At 71.2% G+C, this 14,597-nt stretch carries 13 protein-coding genes; 7 read left to right on the top strand and 6 right to left on the bottom strand.

The window, feature by feature from the left end:
• Positions 1–87: 87 nt before the first annotated feature.
• Complete coding sequence (locus ABD866_RS07625) at positions 88–747, bottom strand: YitT family protein (RefSeq protein ID WP_425549560.1); 660 nt, start codon at positions 745–747, stop codon at positions 88–90.
• Positions 748–1,024: 277 nt separating this feature from the next.
• On the opposite strand from ABD866_RS07625, the gene ABD866_RS07630 reads away from it, so the two are divergent.
• A complete protein-coding gene (locus ABD866_RS07630; protein WP_345062824.1) occupies positions 1,025–2,788 on the top strand; it encodes a SulP family inorganic anion transporter in 1,764 nt (587 codons plus the stop codon).
• Between the two features lie 45 nt (positions 2,789–2,833).
• Here the strand turns inward: ABD866_RS07630 and ABD866_RS07635 are convergent, their stop codons facing one another.
• Positions 2,834–3,418, bottom strand: a complete 585-nt coding sequence (locus tag ABD866_RS07635) for an outer membrane protein assembly factor BamE (RefSeq protein WP_345062826.1) — start codon at positions 3,416–3,418, stop codon at positions 2,834–2,836.
• 45 nt (positions 3,419–3,463) lie between these two features.
• On the opposite strand from ABD866_RS07635, the gene ABD866_RS07640 reads away from it, so the two are divergent.
• The 4 genes from ABD866_RS07640 to ABD866_RS07655 all read left to right on the top strand — a co-directional run bounded on the left by ABD866_RS07640 (position 3,464) and on the right by ABD866_RS07655 (position 6,852).
• Positions 3,464–3,670, top strand: a complete 207-nt coding sequence (locus ABD866_RS07640; protein WP_345062828.1) for a DUF3460 family protein — start codon at positions 3,464–3,466, stop codon at positions 3,668–3,670.
• A 180-nt stretch (positions 3,671–3,850) separates the two neighbouring features.
• Positions 3,851–4,714: a segregation and condensation protein A gene (locus ABD866_RS07645; RefSeq protein ID WP_345062830.1), complete on the top strand. Its 864-nt coding sequence runs from the start codon at positions 3,851–3,853 to the stop codon at positions 4,712–4,714.
• A 137-nt stretch (positions 4,715–4,851) separates the two neighbouring features.
• Positions 4,852–6,441, top strand: coding sequence for an L-aspartate oxidase (gene nadB, locus ABD866_RS07650; RefSeq protein ID WP_345062832.1), 1,590 nt, complete (start codon positions 4,852–4,854; stop codon positions 6,439–6,441).
• A 51-nt stretch (positions 6,442–6,492) separates the two neighbouring features.
• The gene (locus tag ABD866_RS07655; RefSeq protein WP_345062834.1) at positions 6,493–6,852 is read left to right on the top strand and encodes a 5-carboxymethyl-2-hydroxymuconate Delta-isomerase; all 360 of its coding nucleotides are present in this window, start codon (positions 6,493–6,495) and stop codon (positions 6,850–6,852) included.
• A 102-nt stretch (positions 6,853–6,954) separates the two neighbouring features.
• Here the strand turns inward: ABD866_RS07655 and ABD866_RS07660 are convergent, their stop codons facing one another.
• The 3 genes from ABD866_RS07660 to nadC all read right to left on the bottom strand — a co-directional run bounded on the left by ABD866_RS07660 (position 6,955) and on the right by nadC (position 11,222).
• Positions 6,955–8,805, bottom strand: a complete 1,851-nt coding sequence (locus ABD866_RS07660) for a chorismate-binding protein (protein WP_345062836.1) — start codon at positions 8,803–8,805, stop codon at positions 6,955–6,957.
• A 50-nt stretch (positions 8,806–8,855) separates the two neighbouring features.
• Complete coding sequence (gene nadA / locus ABD866_RS07665) at positions 8,856–9,974, bottom strand: quinolinate synthase NadA (protein WP_345062838.1); 1,119 nt, start codon at positions 9,972–9,974, stop codon at positions 8,856–8,858.
• Between the two features lie 354 nt (positions 9,975–10,328).
• On the bottom strand, positions 10,329–11,222 hold the full coding sequence (nadC, locus tag ABD866_RS07670) for a carboxylating nicotinate-nucleotide diphosphorylase (RefSeq protein WP_345062840.1): 894 nt from the start codon (positions 11,220–11,222) through the stop codon (positions 10,329–10,331).
• Positions 11,223–11,407: 185 nt separating this feature from the next.
• On the opposite strand from nadC, the gene panB reads away from it, so the two are divergent.
• Positions 11,408–12,319, top strand: coding sequence for a 3-methyl-2-oxobutanoate hydroxymethyltransferase (gene panB / locus ABD866_RS07675; protein WP_345062842.1), 912 nt, complete (start codon positions 11,408–11,410; stop codon positions 12,317–12,319).
• A 29-nt stretch (positions 12,320–12,348) separates the two neighbouring features.
• Entirely contained in the window at positions 12,349–13,203 is an 855-nt protein-coding gene (gene panC / locus ABD866_RS07680) for a pantoate--beta-alanine ligase (RefSeq protein WP_345062844.1), read from the top strand.
• A 288-nt stretch (positions 13,204–13,491) separates the two neighbouring features.
• Here panC and ABD866_RS07685 read toward each other — a convergent pair whose 3' ends face one another.
• Positions 13,492–14,562 (bottom strand): LysR family transcriptional regulator, encoded by a 1,071-nt coding sequence (locus ABD866_RS07685; RefSeq protein WP_345062846.1) that lies wholly within the window; start codon positions 14,560–14,562, stop codon positions 13,492–13,494.
• Positions 14,563–14,597 lie beyond the last annotated feature (35 nt).

The raw sequence follows: 14,597 nt of genomic DNA on the forward strand, positions 1-14,597 counted from the left end.
GCCTGCGGCCTGCCCTGCCCCAGGGCCCTTCGGGGCCCTTTTGTTTTGCTTTTTGGGCCAGGCAGCCGCCCAGGCCCCAGGCACGCCTCAGCGGCCGGTGTAGCGGCCCGGCCGGTGGCTGATCCACAAAAACACGTTCATCACCACCGCCGCCAGCACCGAGTACGCCACGCGCTCCCAGGGCACCACGGCCAGCGCCAGCAGCAGCACCGTGGTGTCGATGGCCAGTTGCACCTGCCCGGCGCGCAGGCCGTGGCGCTCCTGCAGGTACAGCGAGACGATGGTCGCCCCACCCAGGCTCGCGCGGTGCCGTGCCAGAAACAGGCAGCCCGTGCCCAGCAGCAGCCCGGCCAGCACGGCGGCAAACAGCGGGTTCACGTACTGCACCTGCATCACGTGCGGAAACAGCTCGGTCAAGAGCGACAGCAGCGCAATGCAGCCAAAGGTCTTGAGCGTGAACTCGCGGCCCATGTGCTTCCAGGCAAAGCCGTAGAACGGCAGGTTCACCAGAAAGAACAGTTTGCCGAAGCTCACGTCCGTCAGGTAGTGCAGCAAAAAGGCGATGCCCGCCGTGCTGCCGATCAGCAGCCCGGCCTGGTTGAACAGCATCAGCCCCATGGCCACGAACAGCGTGCCCGCAAACAGCGCCTGAAGGTCTTCGTAGCGGCCGTGGCGCAGACCGGGCGCAGGGGCGTCGGCGGCGTTGGACGGGGTGGGCGCAGCGGCAGGCGGCATAGGGTGGGACATGGCCAAAGCAGGCGGTGAAGCGGATGCACCAACGCAAGCAAGGCCCGCGCCAGCGGCCTGCGCGCGCCCACACAGGCGTACACTCAAAACACCGATGCGATGCCCGCCTGCCCGTGACCCCTTGCGGTCACCCTGCCCGCCCGCGGCCCTGTGCGGCCCCCTGGCCCACGCGGGCGCAGCGCCCATCCTGCCGCCCGCTGCCCGGCCACCGCAGCGCAGCCAGCCTCTGCGACCGCTCTGCCACCCCCTGCACCACTGAACCTGCCGGAGCCCCACCATGCCGCCGCTTGCGCCGTTTCGCCCCCGCCTGCTGGACGCCCTGCGGGGCTACGACCGCCAGCGCTGGACGGCCGATCTGGGGGCCGGTATCACGGTGGGCATCGTCGCGCTGCCGCTGGCCATGGCCTTTGCGATTGCCAGTGGCCTACCGCCCGCAGCCGGGTTGTGGACAGCCATCCTGGCGGGGTTTCTGATCTCGGCCCTGGGCGGCACGCAGGTGCAGATCGGTGGTCCGGCCGGGGCCTTCATCGTGGTGGTGTACGGCATCGTCGAGCGCTACGGTGTGGCCCACTTGCTGGCCGCCACCGTGTGCGCCGGGGCGCTGCTGGTGCTGCTGGGCGCGCTGCGCCTGGGCACGCTGGTGCGCTTTGTGCCGGTGAGCATCGTGATCGGCTTCACCAACGGCATTGCGGTGCTGATTGCGCTGTCGCAGCTTAAGGATCTGCTGGGCCTGCCCATTGAGCGCATGCCCGCGCACTTTGCCGGCCAGGTACAGGCGCTGGCCGCGCACGCACAGGCCGTCAACCCCTACGCGCTGGCGCTCGGGCTGCTGTGCGTGGCCGGGCTGTTTGCATGGCCGCGGCTGTGGGGCCAGGGTTCGCCGGTGCTCAAGGTGCTCGAAGGCCGCACCGTGCGCGGTTTTGTGCGCGTGCCCGCCCCGGTGGTGGCGCTGGTCACGCTGAGCCTGCTGGCCTGGGCCCTGCAGTGGCCGGTGGAAACCATCGGCTCGCGCTTTGGCGGCATCCCGCAGGGGCTGCCGGGCTTCGCCATCCCGGCGCTGACCTGGGAGACCGCGCGCGAGCTGGTCAGCCCCACGCTCACGATTGCGCTGCTGGGCGCGATCGAGTCGCTGCTCTGCGCGCGCGTGGCCGACCAGCTTGCGCAGGGCCCGCACCACCGCAAGCACGATCCCAACCAGGAGTTGATGGCCCAGGGCGTGGCCAACCTCGTGGTGCCGTTCTTTGGCGGCATGCCCGCCACGGGCACGATTGCACGCACCGTCACCAACATCCGCGCCGGGGCCACCTCGCCTGTGGCGGGCATGGTGCACGCGGCCACGCTGGCGGCCATCGTGCTGCTGGCCGCGCCGCTGGCGCTGCACATTCCGCTGGCGGTGCTGGCGGGCATCCTGCTGTTTGTGGCCTGGAACATGGGCGAATGGCACGAATTCGTGCGCCTGCGCCAGTTCAGCCTGCACTACCGGCTGCTGATGGTGGGCACGTTTGGGCTTACGGTGGTGTTCGACCTGACGGTGGCGGTGGAAGTCGGCCTGCTGCTGGCCTGCTTGCTGTTCGTCAAACGCATGGGCGCGCTGTTCCGCGCCGAGCGGGTGGCCGAGGCCGCCCCTGGCGCGGCGATGGCGGCCGACGCGCCTGCGGCCCTGCCGCGCCAGCGCTGGGCGCTGGAAGGCGCGCTGTTTTTCGGGGCCGCCGCCAAGCTTGACCCGGTGGTGGAGGCGGTGGAAGCAGCGCCCGGCCCGCTGGAGCTGGTGCTGGACGCGCGCGACCTGATGGCACTGGACACCACGGGCGTGGATGTGCTGGCGCAAGTGCTGCGCGCAGTGCAGCAGCGCGGCGGCTGCCTGCGCATCGAGCACCTGCGCGAGCAGCCGGCCTCGCTGATCGAGCGATCGGGCCTGGGCGCGCAGTTGCGGGCGCAGGTGCGGGCAGCGGAACCTGCGCAGAACGCTGCCCCGGAAGGCCCCCCCGACGCCGACACACAGGCGGCAGGCCCGACCGGCGATCACGCCGCGCCGCGCTGAGGCGGCGGCCTGCCGTGCCGCACCGGGCCCTGCCGTGCAGCGGGTTCAGCGCCCGCCGCGCATCTCGGGGGTGGTGGTGTCCTCGCCCGTGGCCGTGCTCAGCACCCGGCCGTCGGTGCCAAACACGGCGGTGAAGGCCATGGCCTGGCTGGGCGGCTGCAGGTAGCGCCAGGTCACCTGCACATGCTGGGGCTGGCGCGCGTACACCTGCCGGCTGGCGGGCATGCCCAGCAGGCGCTCCACCTCGTCAAAGGGCATGCCGGGCACCACCTTGGCAAACTGCGCCGGGTGCAGCACCTGGTCGATGGCGATGAGCTTGCCGTCGGCCCCAATGCGGGCGATGTAATTGACCTGGCCTGCGGGCTGGCGTGGGTATTCAAAGCTGCGCGCGCCGTTGCCGTCGTCCCACACGCGATGGGGCTCGCCCATGCGGCTGCGCACGTCGGCCTCGGTGGACACACCGGGTTGCAGCTCGGCCATGCGCTGTGCATCGCAGCCCGCCAGCAGCACGGCCACTGCCAGCCCGGCCACCCAGAGGCCTGCCCGCCCCGGCCCGCGCGGCGCATGGCGCGTGGCGGCTCCCCGGGCCGATGCGGCGACAGGGTTGAACGAAGGCAGGCGAACGGTCATGGATGGGCTCCCGGTAAAATCGCGGCCCCGAGAGGTTAACAGTCCATGCCATTCTTCCGCCGCCCCGATTACGTTTCCGACGCCACGGCGTTCCTGCAGCAGCTCAAGACCCAGCGCCCCGAGCTGGACGAGCAGCAGCGCCAGGGCCGCGCCCTGCTGTGGGACAAGCAGGTGGACCGCCAGGCCTGGGCCGAATTCCGCCAGGCCCAGGTGCGCCAGAAGCCTTACGTGTACCAGACCAACAACGACTGAGCGCGGCGGCTGCGGTGCGCACCAGGCCAGCGCCCACCGCAGACCACCGCCCGGCGCGGGCGCTGCCAAGCGGCCGAAGCGCCGCGCACGCCCCAACACCCCGCTGCGCACCTTGACGCTTTTTTGGCTGCTCGTGCTTGAAAACCAAGCACGAGCAGCTATTAAATTCATAGCAAACCCATGACCCAGGCCACCGACCGTGCCCCCGGCCCCGACGAGGCCGCCGCCGCGCTCGGCCCCGACGGCCTGCCGCGTGTGGTGGACCAGGTGGCCCTGGCGCGGCTATACGGCGAGCCGCTGTTTGCCCTGCCCACCGACCTCTACATCCCGCCCGATGCGCTGGAGGTCTTTCTCGAAGCCTTTGAAGGCCCGCTGGATCTGCTGCTCTACCTGATCCGCAAGCAGAACTTCAACATCCTCGACATTCCGATGGTGAGCGTCACGCGCCAGTACCTGGCGTATGTGGACGAGATCCGCAGCCGCAACCTGGAGCTGGCGGCCGAATACCTGCTGATGGCGGCCATGCTCATCGAGATCAAGTCGCGCATGCTGCTGCCCCCGCGCCGCCAGGAAGGCAGCGAAGAGGCCGAAGACCCGCGCGCCGAGCTGGTGCGCCGCCTGCTCGAATACGAGCAGATGAAGCTGGCCGCGCTCGACCTGGCCGCACTGCCGCAGTACGGACGCGATTTTCTGAAGGCGCAGGTCTTCATCGAGCAGAGCCTGCAGCCGCGCTTTCCCGATGTGCACGTGGCCGACCTGCAAGAGGCCTGGCGCGACATCCTGAAGCGCGCCAAGCTCGTGCAGCACCACAAGATCACGCGCGAAGAGCTGTCGGTGCGCGAATACATGAGCATGGTGCTCAAGCGCCTGCAGGGCCAGCGCTACGTGGGCTTTGAAGACCTGTTCGACCCGAGCAAGGGCGGCACCGTGCTGGTGGTGACCTTCATCGCCCTGCTGGAGCTGGCCAAAGAAACGCTCATCGAGATCACCCAGGCCGAAGCCTTTGCGCCCATCTACGTGCGCCTGGCCTATGTACCGACATGACACCCCCTGAGCGGCTGCGCCGCTTCCCCCTCTCTCGCGGCGCGGGAGGGGGACGCCACCGGTGGCCTGGCAAAGCCAGCGCCACGGTGGCCCCGGCCTAGAGCCTCGCCCACTTCACAGGCAACTGGACACTTTCCATGGCATCCCACGACTTTGACGTGCTCATCATCGGCAGCGGCCTGGCCGGCCTGTCGGCCGCGCTGCACCTGGCCCCCACGCACCGCGTGGCTGTGCTCACCAAGCGCAGCCTGGGCGACGGTGCCAGCGGCTGGGCCCAGGGCGGCATTGCCGCCGTGCTGGCCGAAGGCGACAGCTTCGAGGCGCACGTGCAAGACACCCTGGTGGCCGGTGGCGGCCTGTGCGACCTGGCGGCCACGCGCTTCGTGGTCGAGAACGCGCCGCCTGCCATTGCCTGGCTGCAGCAGCTGGGCGTGCCCTTCTCGCTCGAAGACGGCGCCCTGCACCTCACGCGTGAAGGCGGCCACAGCGCGCGGCGCATCGTGCACGCCACCGACGCCACGGGCGCCGCCGTGCAGCAGACGCTGATGGAGCGCGTGCGCAGCACGCCCGGCATCACCCTGCTGGAGCACCACACGCTGGTGGACCTGATCACCGCCCGCAAGCTCGGCCAGCCCGGGCCCGAGCGCTGCCTGGGCCTGTACGCGCTCAACGAAGCCACGGACGAGGTCGAAACCTTCCGCGCGCCGCACACCATCCTGGCCACGGGCGGCGCGGGCAAGGTGTACCTCTACACCACCAACCCCGACACCGCCACGGGCGACGGCATTGCCGCCGCCTGGCGCGCAGGCTGCCGGGTGGCCAACCTGGAGTTCATCCAGTTCCACCCCACCTGCCTGTACCACCCGCACGCCAAGTCCTTCCTCATCACCGAAGCCGTGCGCGGCGAAGGCGGCCAGCTGCGCCTGCCGCCGCAGGCCGGGGGCACGCGCTTCATGCCCCAGCACGACGAGCGCGGCGAACTTGCCCCGCGCGACGTGGTGGCCCGCGCCATCGACTTCGAGATGAAAAAGCACGGGCTCGACTGCGTGCACCTCGACATCTCGCACCAGAGCCCGCAGTTTCTGCAGGAGCACTTTCCCAACATCCTCGCGCGCTGCGCGCAGCTGGGCATCGACATCACGCGCGAGCCCATTCCCGTGGTGCCGGCCGCCCACTACACCTGCGGCGGCGTGCTCACCGACCTGAGCGGCGCGACCGACCTGCCCGGCCTGTACGCGATTGGCGAAACCGCCTGCACCGGCCTGCACGGGGCCAACCGGCTGGCCAGCAACTCGCTGCTCGAATGCATGGTGTTTGCCCAGGCCGCCGCCCGCACCATTGCCGCCGCGCCGCCCAGCCCGCAGCCGCAGCTGCCCCCGTGGGACGACAGCCGCGTGACCGACGCCGACGAATGCGTGGTCATCTCGCACAACTGGGACGAACTGCGCCGCTTCATGTGGGACTACGTGGGCATCGTGCGCACCAACAAACGCCTGGAGCGCGCCGCCCACCGCATTGCACTGCTGCAGGGCGAGATCCACGAGTTCTATTCGCACTTCCACGTCACGCGCGACCTGCTGGAGCTGCGCAACCTGGTGCAGGTGGCCGAGCTCATCGTCAAGAGCGCGCAGATGCGCCGCGAAAGCCGCGGCCTGCACTACAGCCGCGACTACCCCGAACGCGCCGCCCCGGCCGCGCCCACCATCCTCGTGCCGCCCGCGCGCTGAGCCCACGGGCCGCCCGCCGAGCCCCCCGACCGTTCACCCGCCCTTGCCGCCATGCCCCACCTGACCCTCGAATACAGCCAGAACCTCGCCCCCTTCCCCGAGGCCGAAGTGCTGCACGCCGTCAACGCCGCACTCTGCGCCCACCCCGAGGTGGCGCAGGAGTCCGACCTCAAAACCCGCACCGTGCCGGTAGCCTCATTCGCCATCGGCACCCAGCCTGAGCGCCGCGCCTTCGTACACGCCCAGCTGCGCCTGCTCTCGGGCCGCACACCCGAGGCCAAGCAGGCCCTGTCGGCCCTGGTGCTGCAGGCCCTGCGCCCCCTGGTGCCCCGCCCCGATGGCGTGCAGGTACAGGTGAGCGTGGAGGTGGTGGACATGGACCGCGCGTCGTACCAGAAAGAGCGGTGGTGACACCGGGCTTCGGCCCCACGGGGCGTGCCCGGCGCTACGGCTGAGTGAGGGCCTTGACAGCACGCCACAGCGCGGTGCGGCCCAAGGCTCAAGGCTCAAGGCTCAAAGCCGGACAGCGGGCGGCGCCAGCGTTGCATCCAGCCACCCACGCAGGCTGTTCACAAACGCCCAGGCCTCGACCCGTGGCACATCCTGCAGGCGCAGCACGGCTTCGTGCACTAGGCCCTGGGCCAGCGCCTGGGCACGGCCCACACCGGGCAGCAGGCCGCAGGCCAGCGGCGGCGTGATCCAGCGGCCGTCCAGCCGCGCGGCGATGTTGCCGAAGGTGGTTTCGGTGATCTCGCCCGCGGTGTTCCACAGCACGGTGTCGAACACGCCGGGCGTGGTGGGCGCAAACGCCGCGTAGTGGGCGCGGCGCGTGGTTTTGTGGCGCACGAATTCGCTGTGCGCAGCCTCGAACGGCCGGGAGGCCAGTTGCAGCCGCACGGGTGCGGCGGTGGCGGCCAGCGCAAAGGCTTCGGTGTGCACCTGGCCCTGCGCGTCCAGCCGCAGCCGCACGCGCCACGCGCCTGCGGGGTGCGCGGCAGCCAGGGCGTGCAGCGCGGCCCGCACGGCCGCAGGTTGCCAGGGGTAGCCAAAGTGCGCGGCGGCCTCAGCCATGCGGGCCAGGTGGGCGTCGGCATGGCGCAGGCTGCCATCGACCAGGGCCAGGGTTTCGAGCAGCTCAAACGGCGCGCTGGCGCGTTCGACAAAGGCGCGCTTGTGCTGCCATTCGGCCCATTCGGCGTCGGCCTCGGCACCGCTGGTGATGCCGCTGCCGATGCCGCAGGCCACGGGCCGGGTGCCATTGGCCGCAGCCGCCCCCAGCACCAGCGTGCGGATGGGCACGTTGAAGGTGGCATGCACGCCGCCGCCGGGCGCAGGCCGCACCACGCCCAATGCGCCGCAGTACCAGCCGCGCGCGTCGGGCTCCAGCGCGCGGATCTGCTGCATGGCGCGCACCTTGGGCGCGCCCGTGACCGAGCCGCACGGAAACAGCGCCGCAAACACCTGCGCGAGCGTGGTGCCGGGCCGCGTCTGGGCGACCACGTCCGAGGTCATCTGCCACACGGTGGGCAGCGGCTCGGTGTGGAACAGCGCAGGCACCTGCACGCTGTGCGGCACGGCGATGCGCGACACGTCGTTGCGCAGCAGGTCCACGATCATCACGTTCTCGGCCCGCTCTTTGGGCGAGCTGCGCAGCGCCTGGGCGCGGGCGGCGTCCTCGGTGGGTGTGGGGCCGCGGGCGGCCGTGCCCTTCATGGGGCGGGTGAGCAGGCGGCCGTCGCACCAGTCAAAAAACAGCTCGGGCGAGACCGACAGCAGGTGTTCGTCCCCGCCCTCGGGCCCCAGGGCCAGCCGCAGCGCATAGCCGCCGGGCTGGGCCCGGCGCAGCGCGGCCCACAGCGCACCCACCGGCCCTTGCAACTGACCACGCCAGCGCGCCGTGTGGTTGACCTGGTAGAACTCGCCCGCGGCGATGGCGGCGTGAATGCGCTGCAGGTCGGCGCCAAAGCGCGCGCGGTCGGCAAAGGGCTGCCAGTCCACGGCCCAGTCGCCGCCCGCATCTGCCGGGGTGGCAGCATCGGGCTCGGGCGCGTCGTGCACCGCAAACCAGGCGAGCGGCCCTTCGGCCGGGTGGGTGGCAAGCGCCGCGTCGAACGCGCGGGCCGCCTCGTAGCGCAGCCCGCCCACGCACCAGGCCCCAGCGGTGGCGGCGCGCTCCACGGCGTCGAGCACCGCAGGCACCTCGGCCGCGGTGTGGGCCACCAGCACGGCCCGCGGTGCGCCCCAGGCGTGGCGCAGGCGCGGGCGGTCGGCTCCGGCCGGGTCGGCAAAGTCGATCCAGGCGGTGTGCGGCGCACCGGAAGTGGCCAGAGTTTCAGGCCCAACAGGCTGCTCGTGCTTGTCCATGCTTGCTAAGCAGCTATCAAAACCAGAGCAAATTGCAGTAAGCGGCCCGCTCAGGCAGCGCCCAGGTGCGGCACCAGCGCGCCCAGGGGCTGACCGTTCTTGAGCGCGGCGGTGAAGGCGAGCATGCGGTCGATCGGCTGGCGCGCGCGCGGGATCAGTGCGGCATCCACGTCGATGGCGTTGGCCCCGGTCTCCAGCACGCGGGCCACGTCGGCCAGGCCGTTCATGGCCATCCAGGGGCAGTGCGCGCAGCTCTTGCAGGTGGCGCTGTTGCCGGCCGTGGGCGCTTCGATGAAGGTTTTGCCGGGGTTCAGCGTGCGCAGCTTGTGCATCATGCCGTTGTCGGTGGCCACGATGAATTCAGTGGCGTCCAGCTCGCGCGCGGCTTTGAGGATGGCGCTGGTGGAGCCCACGGCGTCGGCCAGGGCCACCACGTCGGCCGGGCTTTCGGGGTGCACCAGCACCTTGGCCTGGGGGTGGGCCTTTTTCAGCAACTCCAGCTCCAGCGCCTTGAATTCGTCGTGCACGATGCAGGCGCCGTTCCAGAACACCATGTCGGCCCCGGTTTCGCGCTGGATGTACGCGCCCAGGTGGCGGTCGGGCGCCCAGAGGATCTTGTGGCCGCGCTCCTTGAGCGCGCGCACGATGTCGAGCGCGCAGCTCGACGTGACCAGCCAGTCGGCCCGCGCCTTCACGGCGGCGCTGGTGTTGGCATACACCACCACGGTGCGGTCCGGGTGCTGGTCGCAGAACGCCGCAAACGCATCGGCCGGGCAGCCCAGGTCGAGCGAGCAGGTCGCGTCGAGGTCGGGCATGAGCACGGTTTTTTCAGGGCTCAGGATCTTGGCCGTCTCGCCCATGAAGCGCACGCCGCTCACGACCAGCGTCTGCGCCGCGTGGTCGCGCCCAAAGCGCGCCATTTCCAGCGAATCGCTGACGATGCCGCCGGTTTCCTCGGCCAGGTCCTGCAGGTCGGGGTGCACGTAGTAGTGCGACACCATCACCGCGTTTTTTTCCTTGAGCAGGCGGCGGATCTTGTCCTTGAGCGCCGCGCGCTCGTCGGCCGTGGGCTCGGGCGGCACCCGCGCCCAGGCGTGCTTGGTGGAACACACGGCACCGCTCGCGGCTTCGCCGGGCTGCTCGTATTCGACGTCGATCACAGTCGTCATGGTGGGATTTCTCAGAATTCAGCGTGAGGGCTTTTCAGGGTCGGGCCTGCGAACGCCCGGCTTCGTCATGGCGACTGAAACCGGCGCGGCCTGCCAAGCCCAGGGGCATCAAGCAAGGGCCGCCCCGCAGCGAGGATGCCGTCCCCCTGCCCGCAAGCGCAGCGCCGCGAGAGCGGGGGGAAGCCGCGCAGCGGCTCAGGGAGTGCGCTTCGTCACACCGGCGGAAACCGGCGCGGCCTCCCAAGCCCAGGGGCATCAAGCAAGGGCCGCCCCGCAGCGAGGATGCCGTCCCCCTGCCCGCAAGCGCAGCGCCGCGAGAGCGGGGGGAAGCCGCGCAGCGGCTCAGGGGGGTGTTCACTCCACCTCCTGCAAGCGCATCGACAAGTCCACCGCCTTCACGTCCTTGGTGAGTGTGCCAATCGAGATGCGGTCCACACCGGTTTCGGCCAGGGCGCGCAGGCCATCCAGCGTCACACCGCCCGAGATTTCGAGAATCGCCCGCCCGGCGTTCAGCGCCACGGCCTCGCGCAGCATGGGCAGGGGCATGTTGTCCAGCAGCACCATGGTGGCCCCGGCGTCCAGCGCTTCGCGCAGCTGGTCCAGCGTTTCCACCTCGATTTCGATGAACTTGGCCTGCGCGGCCACCACGCGGGCGGCCTGCAGCACAGCCGTCACGCCGCCTGCGGCGGCAATGTGGTTCTCTTTGATCAGCACGGCGTCGTGCAGGCCGATGCGGTGGTTGGTGCCGCCGCCGCACCACACGGCGTACTTTTGCGCCAGGCGCAGGCCGGGCAGCGTCTTGCGCGTATCCACGATGCGCGCGCGCGTACCGGCCACTACGTCGGCGTACTGCCGCGTTTTGGTGGCCACGGCCGACAGCAGTTGCAGAAAGTTCAGCGCCGTGCGCTCGGCCGACAGCAGCGCGCGCGCCTGGCCTTCAATCTCCCACAGCACTTGGTCGGGAGCGCAGCGCCCACCCTCGGGCACATGCCAGGTCGAGGTGGCCGTCGGGTCCAGCGCGCGCAAGGCGGCGTCGGCCCAGGGCGCGCCGCACAGCACGGCGGCCTCGCGCGCGATCACGCGGGCGCGGGCGCGGCGGCCGGGGTCGATCAGTCCAGCGGTCAGGTCGCCGGTGCCCACGTCTTCGGCCAGCGCGCGGGCCACGTCGGCCTGGGCCAGGGCGGCCACGGATTCGAGGGTGTATTCCTGGGTCAAAGCCTGGGGCAAAGCGGTCGTCGGTGCGGTCATGGGCGCGAAGCATAGCCGCATCGGCGCAGGGGCTGCCGGGGCCTGCCCGGGTATCCGCGCCGCGCGCGCGGCAAAACCGCATGGGTCGAGAGGAGTCTCTAACGCGGCCTGGCGCGCAACGCCTAGACTCCGCGCACTTTGCTGCACCGCAGCAGTTTTGCCGACCCCTTTTGCAGGAGCCCCGCATGACGCCCACCCCGCCACCCGCCGCGAGCACCGCCGCCGCACCGGCCACGCCCGGTACGCCTTATGGCACGCTGCCTCCGGCGTCGCCCCTGCCCGTGCGCAAGCCCGTGAGCCTGCCGCGCCTGCAGCAGATGCGCGCCGCGGGCGAGAAGATCGCCATGCTCACGGCCTACGACGCCACGCTGGCCGCCGTGGCCGACGCGGCGGGCGTGGACTGCCTGCTGGTGGGCGATTCGGTGGGCATGGTCTGCCAGGGCCTGCCCAGCACCGTGGGCGTGCAGCTCGACACCATGGCCTACCACACCGCCTCGGTGGCACGTGGCCTGCAACGCGTGCAGGGCACAGCATGGTTGGTAGCCGACCTGCCCTACGGCAGCTACGCCGAAAGCCGCGAACAGGCCCTGCGCAGCGCCTGCCAGCTCATGCAGGCGGGGGCGCACATGGTCAAGCTCGAAGGCGGCGGCTGGACGGTGCCCACGGTGGCCTTCCTGGTCGAGCGCGGCATTCCGGTGTGCGCGCACCTGGGCCTCACGCCACAGACGGTGCATGCGCTGGGCGGCTACCGCGTGCAGGGCCAGGGCGACCAGGCCGCGCGCCAGCTGCGCGCCGACGCACTCGCGCTGCAAGACGCCGGAGCCCGCCTGCTGGTGCTGGAGATGGTGCCCGCCCTGCTGGCGGCCGAGATCACCGACGCGCTCGCGCACTGCGCCACCATCGGCATTGGCGCAGGCCGCGGCACGGCCGGACAGGTGCTGGTGATGCACGACATGCTCGGCGCCCACCTGGGCCGCGTGCCGCGCTTCGTGCACGATTTTCTGGCCGATGCGGGCAGCGTGCGCGGCGCGTTCGAAGCCTACGTGCGCGCCGTGAAGGACGGGCGCTTTCCCGACGACACGCGCCACGCCTGGTGAGCGCGCCCCCGAACCCCACTGGAGCCCCCATGCACATCGCCCGCACCCCCGACGAACTGCGCGCCGCCCTGGCCGGCCGCCAGCACCCCGCTTTTGTGCCCACCATGGGCAACCTGCACGACGGCCACATCGCCCTGGTGCGCCAGGCACGCACGCTGGGTGACTGCACCGTGGCCAGCATCTTCGTGAACCGGCTGCAGTTTCTGCCGCATGAAGACTTCGACAGCTACCCGCGCACCTTCGCGGCCGACTGCGCCGCGCTGGAGGCCGCCGGCTGCGACGTGCTGTTTGCCCCGCGCGAGGCCGACCTGTACCCCGAGCCGCAAACCTTCCGCGTGCAGCCCGACCCGGCGCTGGCCGACCTGCTGGAGGGCCGCTTTCGCCCCGGCTTCTTCGGGGGCGTGTGCACCGTGGTGCTCAAGCTGTTTGCGCTCGTGCTGGGCCGCACCGGCGGCACCGCCGTGTTCGGGCAGAAGGACTACCAGCAACTGCTGGTGGTGCGCCGCATGGTGCAGCAGTTTGCGCTGCCCGTGCAGGTCGTGGCCGGGGCCACGCAGCGCGCGCCCGATGGGTTGGCGCTGAGCTCGCGCAACGGCTACCTGAGCCCGGCCGAGCGCGCCGAAGCCACCGCCCTGCCCCAGGCCCTGGCCCGTCTGGCCACCGCCTGGGCGGCCACCGCCCCGGCCACACCCGAGGCCCAGGCCGCCCTGGAAGCCGAGGCCCTGCACACCCTGCGCGCACGCGGCTGGGAACCCGACTACCTTACGGTGCGCCGCCGCAGCGACCTGCTGCCCCCCACGGCCAGCGATGCGCCGGGCAGCCTGGTGGCGCTGGGTGCAGCCAAGCTGGGGCGCACGCGCTTGATTGACAACCTGGAGTGCTAGAAGAGGCACCCCCCTGAGCCGCTGCGCGGCTTCCCCCCGCTCTCGCAGGGCTGCGCCCTGCGGGCAGGGGGACGGCATCCTCGCTGCGGGGCGACCCTTGCTCGATGCCCCTGGGCTTGGCGGACTGCGCCGGTTTTCGCCTTGGTGACGAAGCGGAGGTCTTGAAAGGCCCCCCTGAGCCGCTGCGCGGCAGCTTCTGGAGGCAGCCCGAGCCATCGATGGCCCGATCGAGCTTTATGAAAGAGAACCAAATCGGCCGCTTGTGCTTGTTTATAAAGCACGAGCAGCTCACTTTTTGATAGCAAATATCTTCTCCTCCCCCACCAGCGCAGCCAAGCGCTGGCGCAGCGCCGCGGCCTCGGCGTGCAGCGCCTGGGCCAGCAGGTCGGCCTCGGGCGCGTGCGGGCGGTGGGCGGGGCGCAGCAGGGTCACGCAAAAGGGCAGCGACGTGGCCAGCGGCCGCAGCACCAGGCCCGGGCCTGCGCAGGCCAGGGCGGTGAGCGGGTTGACGATGCCCACGCCCAGGCCGTGCTGCACCATGGCGCAGACGGCCACGGCGCTGTGGGTTTGCACGGCCATGCGGCGTGCCACGCCCGACTCGGCCATCCACGCGTCGATGGCGCGGCGGTAGGGGTCGTCGGGGGCCAGGCTCACAAAAGGCAGACCGTCAAAGTCTTGCGCGCGCAGGCGCGGCTTGGCGGCCAGCGGGTGGCCTGCGGGCAGCACGGCCAGTTCGTCCACCGCTAGCAGCGGCTCGGCGGTGGTGCCCGGGGGTGCGCCGCGCTGCTCGCTCAGGCCCAGGTCAAAGCGCTGGGCGCTCAGCCATTCCTCCAGCAAGGGGGATTCTTGCGGTGTGACCGACAGCGCGAGGCCAGGCCGCTGCGCGAGCAGCCGCGCAGCCGCACCGGGCAGCAGGGCCTGGGCCAGCGCGGGCACGCAGGCCACGGCAAGCTCGGCAGCTTCTGAGCGGCCCAGCGCCAGCGCGCGATCGGCCACGCGCTCCAGCCCCGTCCAGGCGCGCTGCACCTCGTCCCACAGCGCCAGGGCACGCGCATGGGGGCGCAGGCGGCCCGGCGTGCGCTCGAACAGCGGGTAGCCCAGCAATTGCTCGAAGCGCGCGATCTCGCGGCTGAGCGTGGGTTGCGAGCTGTGCAGCAGCGCTGCGGCCGCCGTCACGCTGCCGGTGGTCATGACGGCGCGGAACACCTCAAGCTGGCGGTGGGTGATGCGCGGCGGTGCTGCGCGCGCAGGCACCGCATCGGGCGTGGGCCCGACCGCGGTGGTGCGCGGGCCATTGCTGCCACGGCGGCGGGCGCGGGGCGATGCGGGCGTGGGCGGTGAAGGGGCATGGGAGGCCATTGCGCCAGCATATCCGGATTGCATACACCTACCAA

The organism is Acidovorax lacteus (assembly GCF_039540375.1).
GTDB classification, from domain to species: domain Bacteria; phylum Pseudomonadota; class Gammaproteobacteria; order Burkholderiales; family Burkholderiaceae_C; genus Acidovorax_G; species Acidovorax_G lacteus.

Excerpts from the sequence above, each read along its gene's own strand:
- ABD866_RS07625 (WP_425549560.1), bottom strand. The coding sequence starts at position 747 with ATGTCCCACCCTATGCCGCCTGCCGCTGCGCCCACCCCGTCCAACGCC.
- ABD866_RS07630 (WP_345062824.1), top strand. The coding sequence starts at position 1,025 with ATGCCGCCGCTTGCGCCGTTTCGCCCCCGCCTGCTGGACGCCCTGCGG.
- ABD866_RS07635 (WP_345062826.1), bottom strand. The coding sequence starts at position 3,418 with ATGACCGTTCGCCTGCCTTCGTTCAACCCTGTCGCCGCATCGGCCCGG.
- ABD866_RS07640 (WP_345062828.1), top strand. The coding sequence starts at position 3,464 with ATGCCATTCTTCCGCCGCCCCGATTACGTTTCCGACGCCACGGCGTTC.
- ABD866_RS07645 (WP_345062830.1), top strand. The coding sequence starts at position 3,851 with ATGACCCAGGCCACCGACCGTGCCCCCGGCCCCGACGAGGCCGCCGCC.
- nadB (WP_345062832.1), top strand. The coding sequence starts at position 4,852 with ATGGCATCCCACGACTTTGACGTGCTCATCATCGGCAGCGGCCTGGCC.
- ABD866_RS07655 (WP_345062834.1), top strand. The coding sequence starts at position 6,493 with ATGCCCCACCTGACCCTCGAATACAGCCAGAACCTCGCCCCCTTCCCC.
- ABD866_RS07660 (WP_345062836.1), bottom strand. The coding sequence starts at position 8,805 with ATGGACAAGCACGAGCAGCCTGTTGGGCCTGAAACTCTGGCCACTTCC.
- nadA (WP_345062838.1), bottom strand. The coding sequence starts at position 9,974 with ATGACGACTGTGATCGACGTCGAATACGAGCAGCCCGGCGAAGCCGCG.
- nadC (WP_345062840.1), bottom strand. The coding sequence starts at position 11,222 with ATGACCGCACCGACGACCGCTTTGCCCCAGGCTTTGACCCAGGAATAC.
- panB (WP_345062842.1), top strand. The coding sequence starts at position 11,408 with ATGACGCCCACCCCGCCACCCGCCGCGAGCACCGCCGCCGCACCGGCC.
- panC (WP_345062844.1), top strand. The coding sequence starts at position 12,349 with ATGCACATCGCCCGCACCCCCGACGAACTGCGCGCCGCCCTGGCCGGC.
- ABD866_RS07685 (WP_345062846.1), bottom strand. The coding sequence starts at position 14,562 with ATGGCCTCCCATGCCCCTTCACCGCCCACGCCCGCATCGCCCCGCGCC.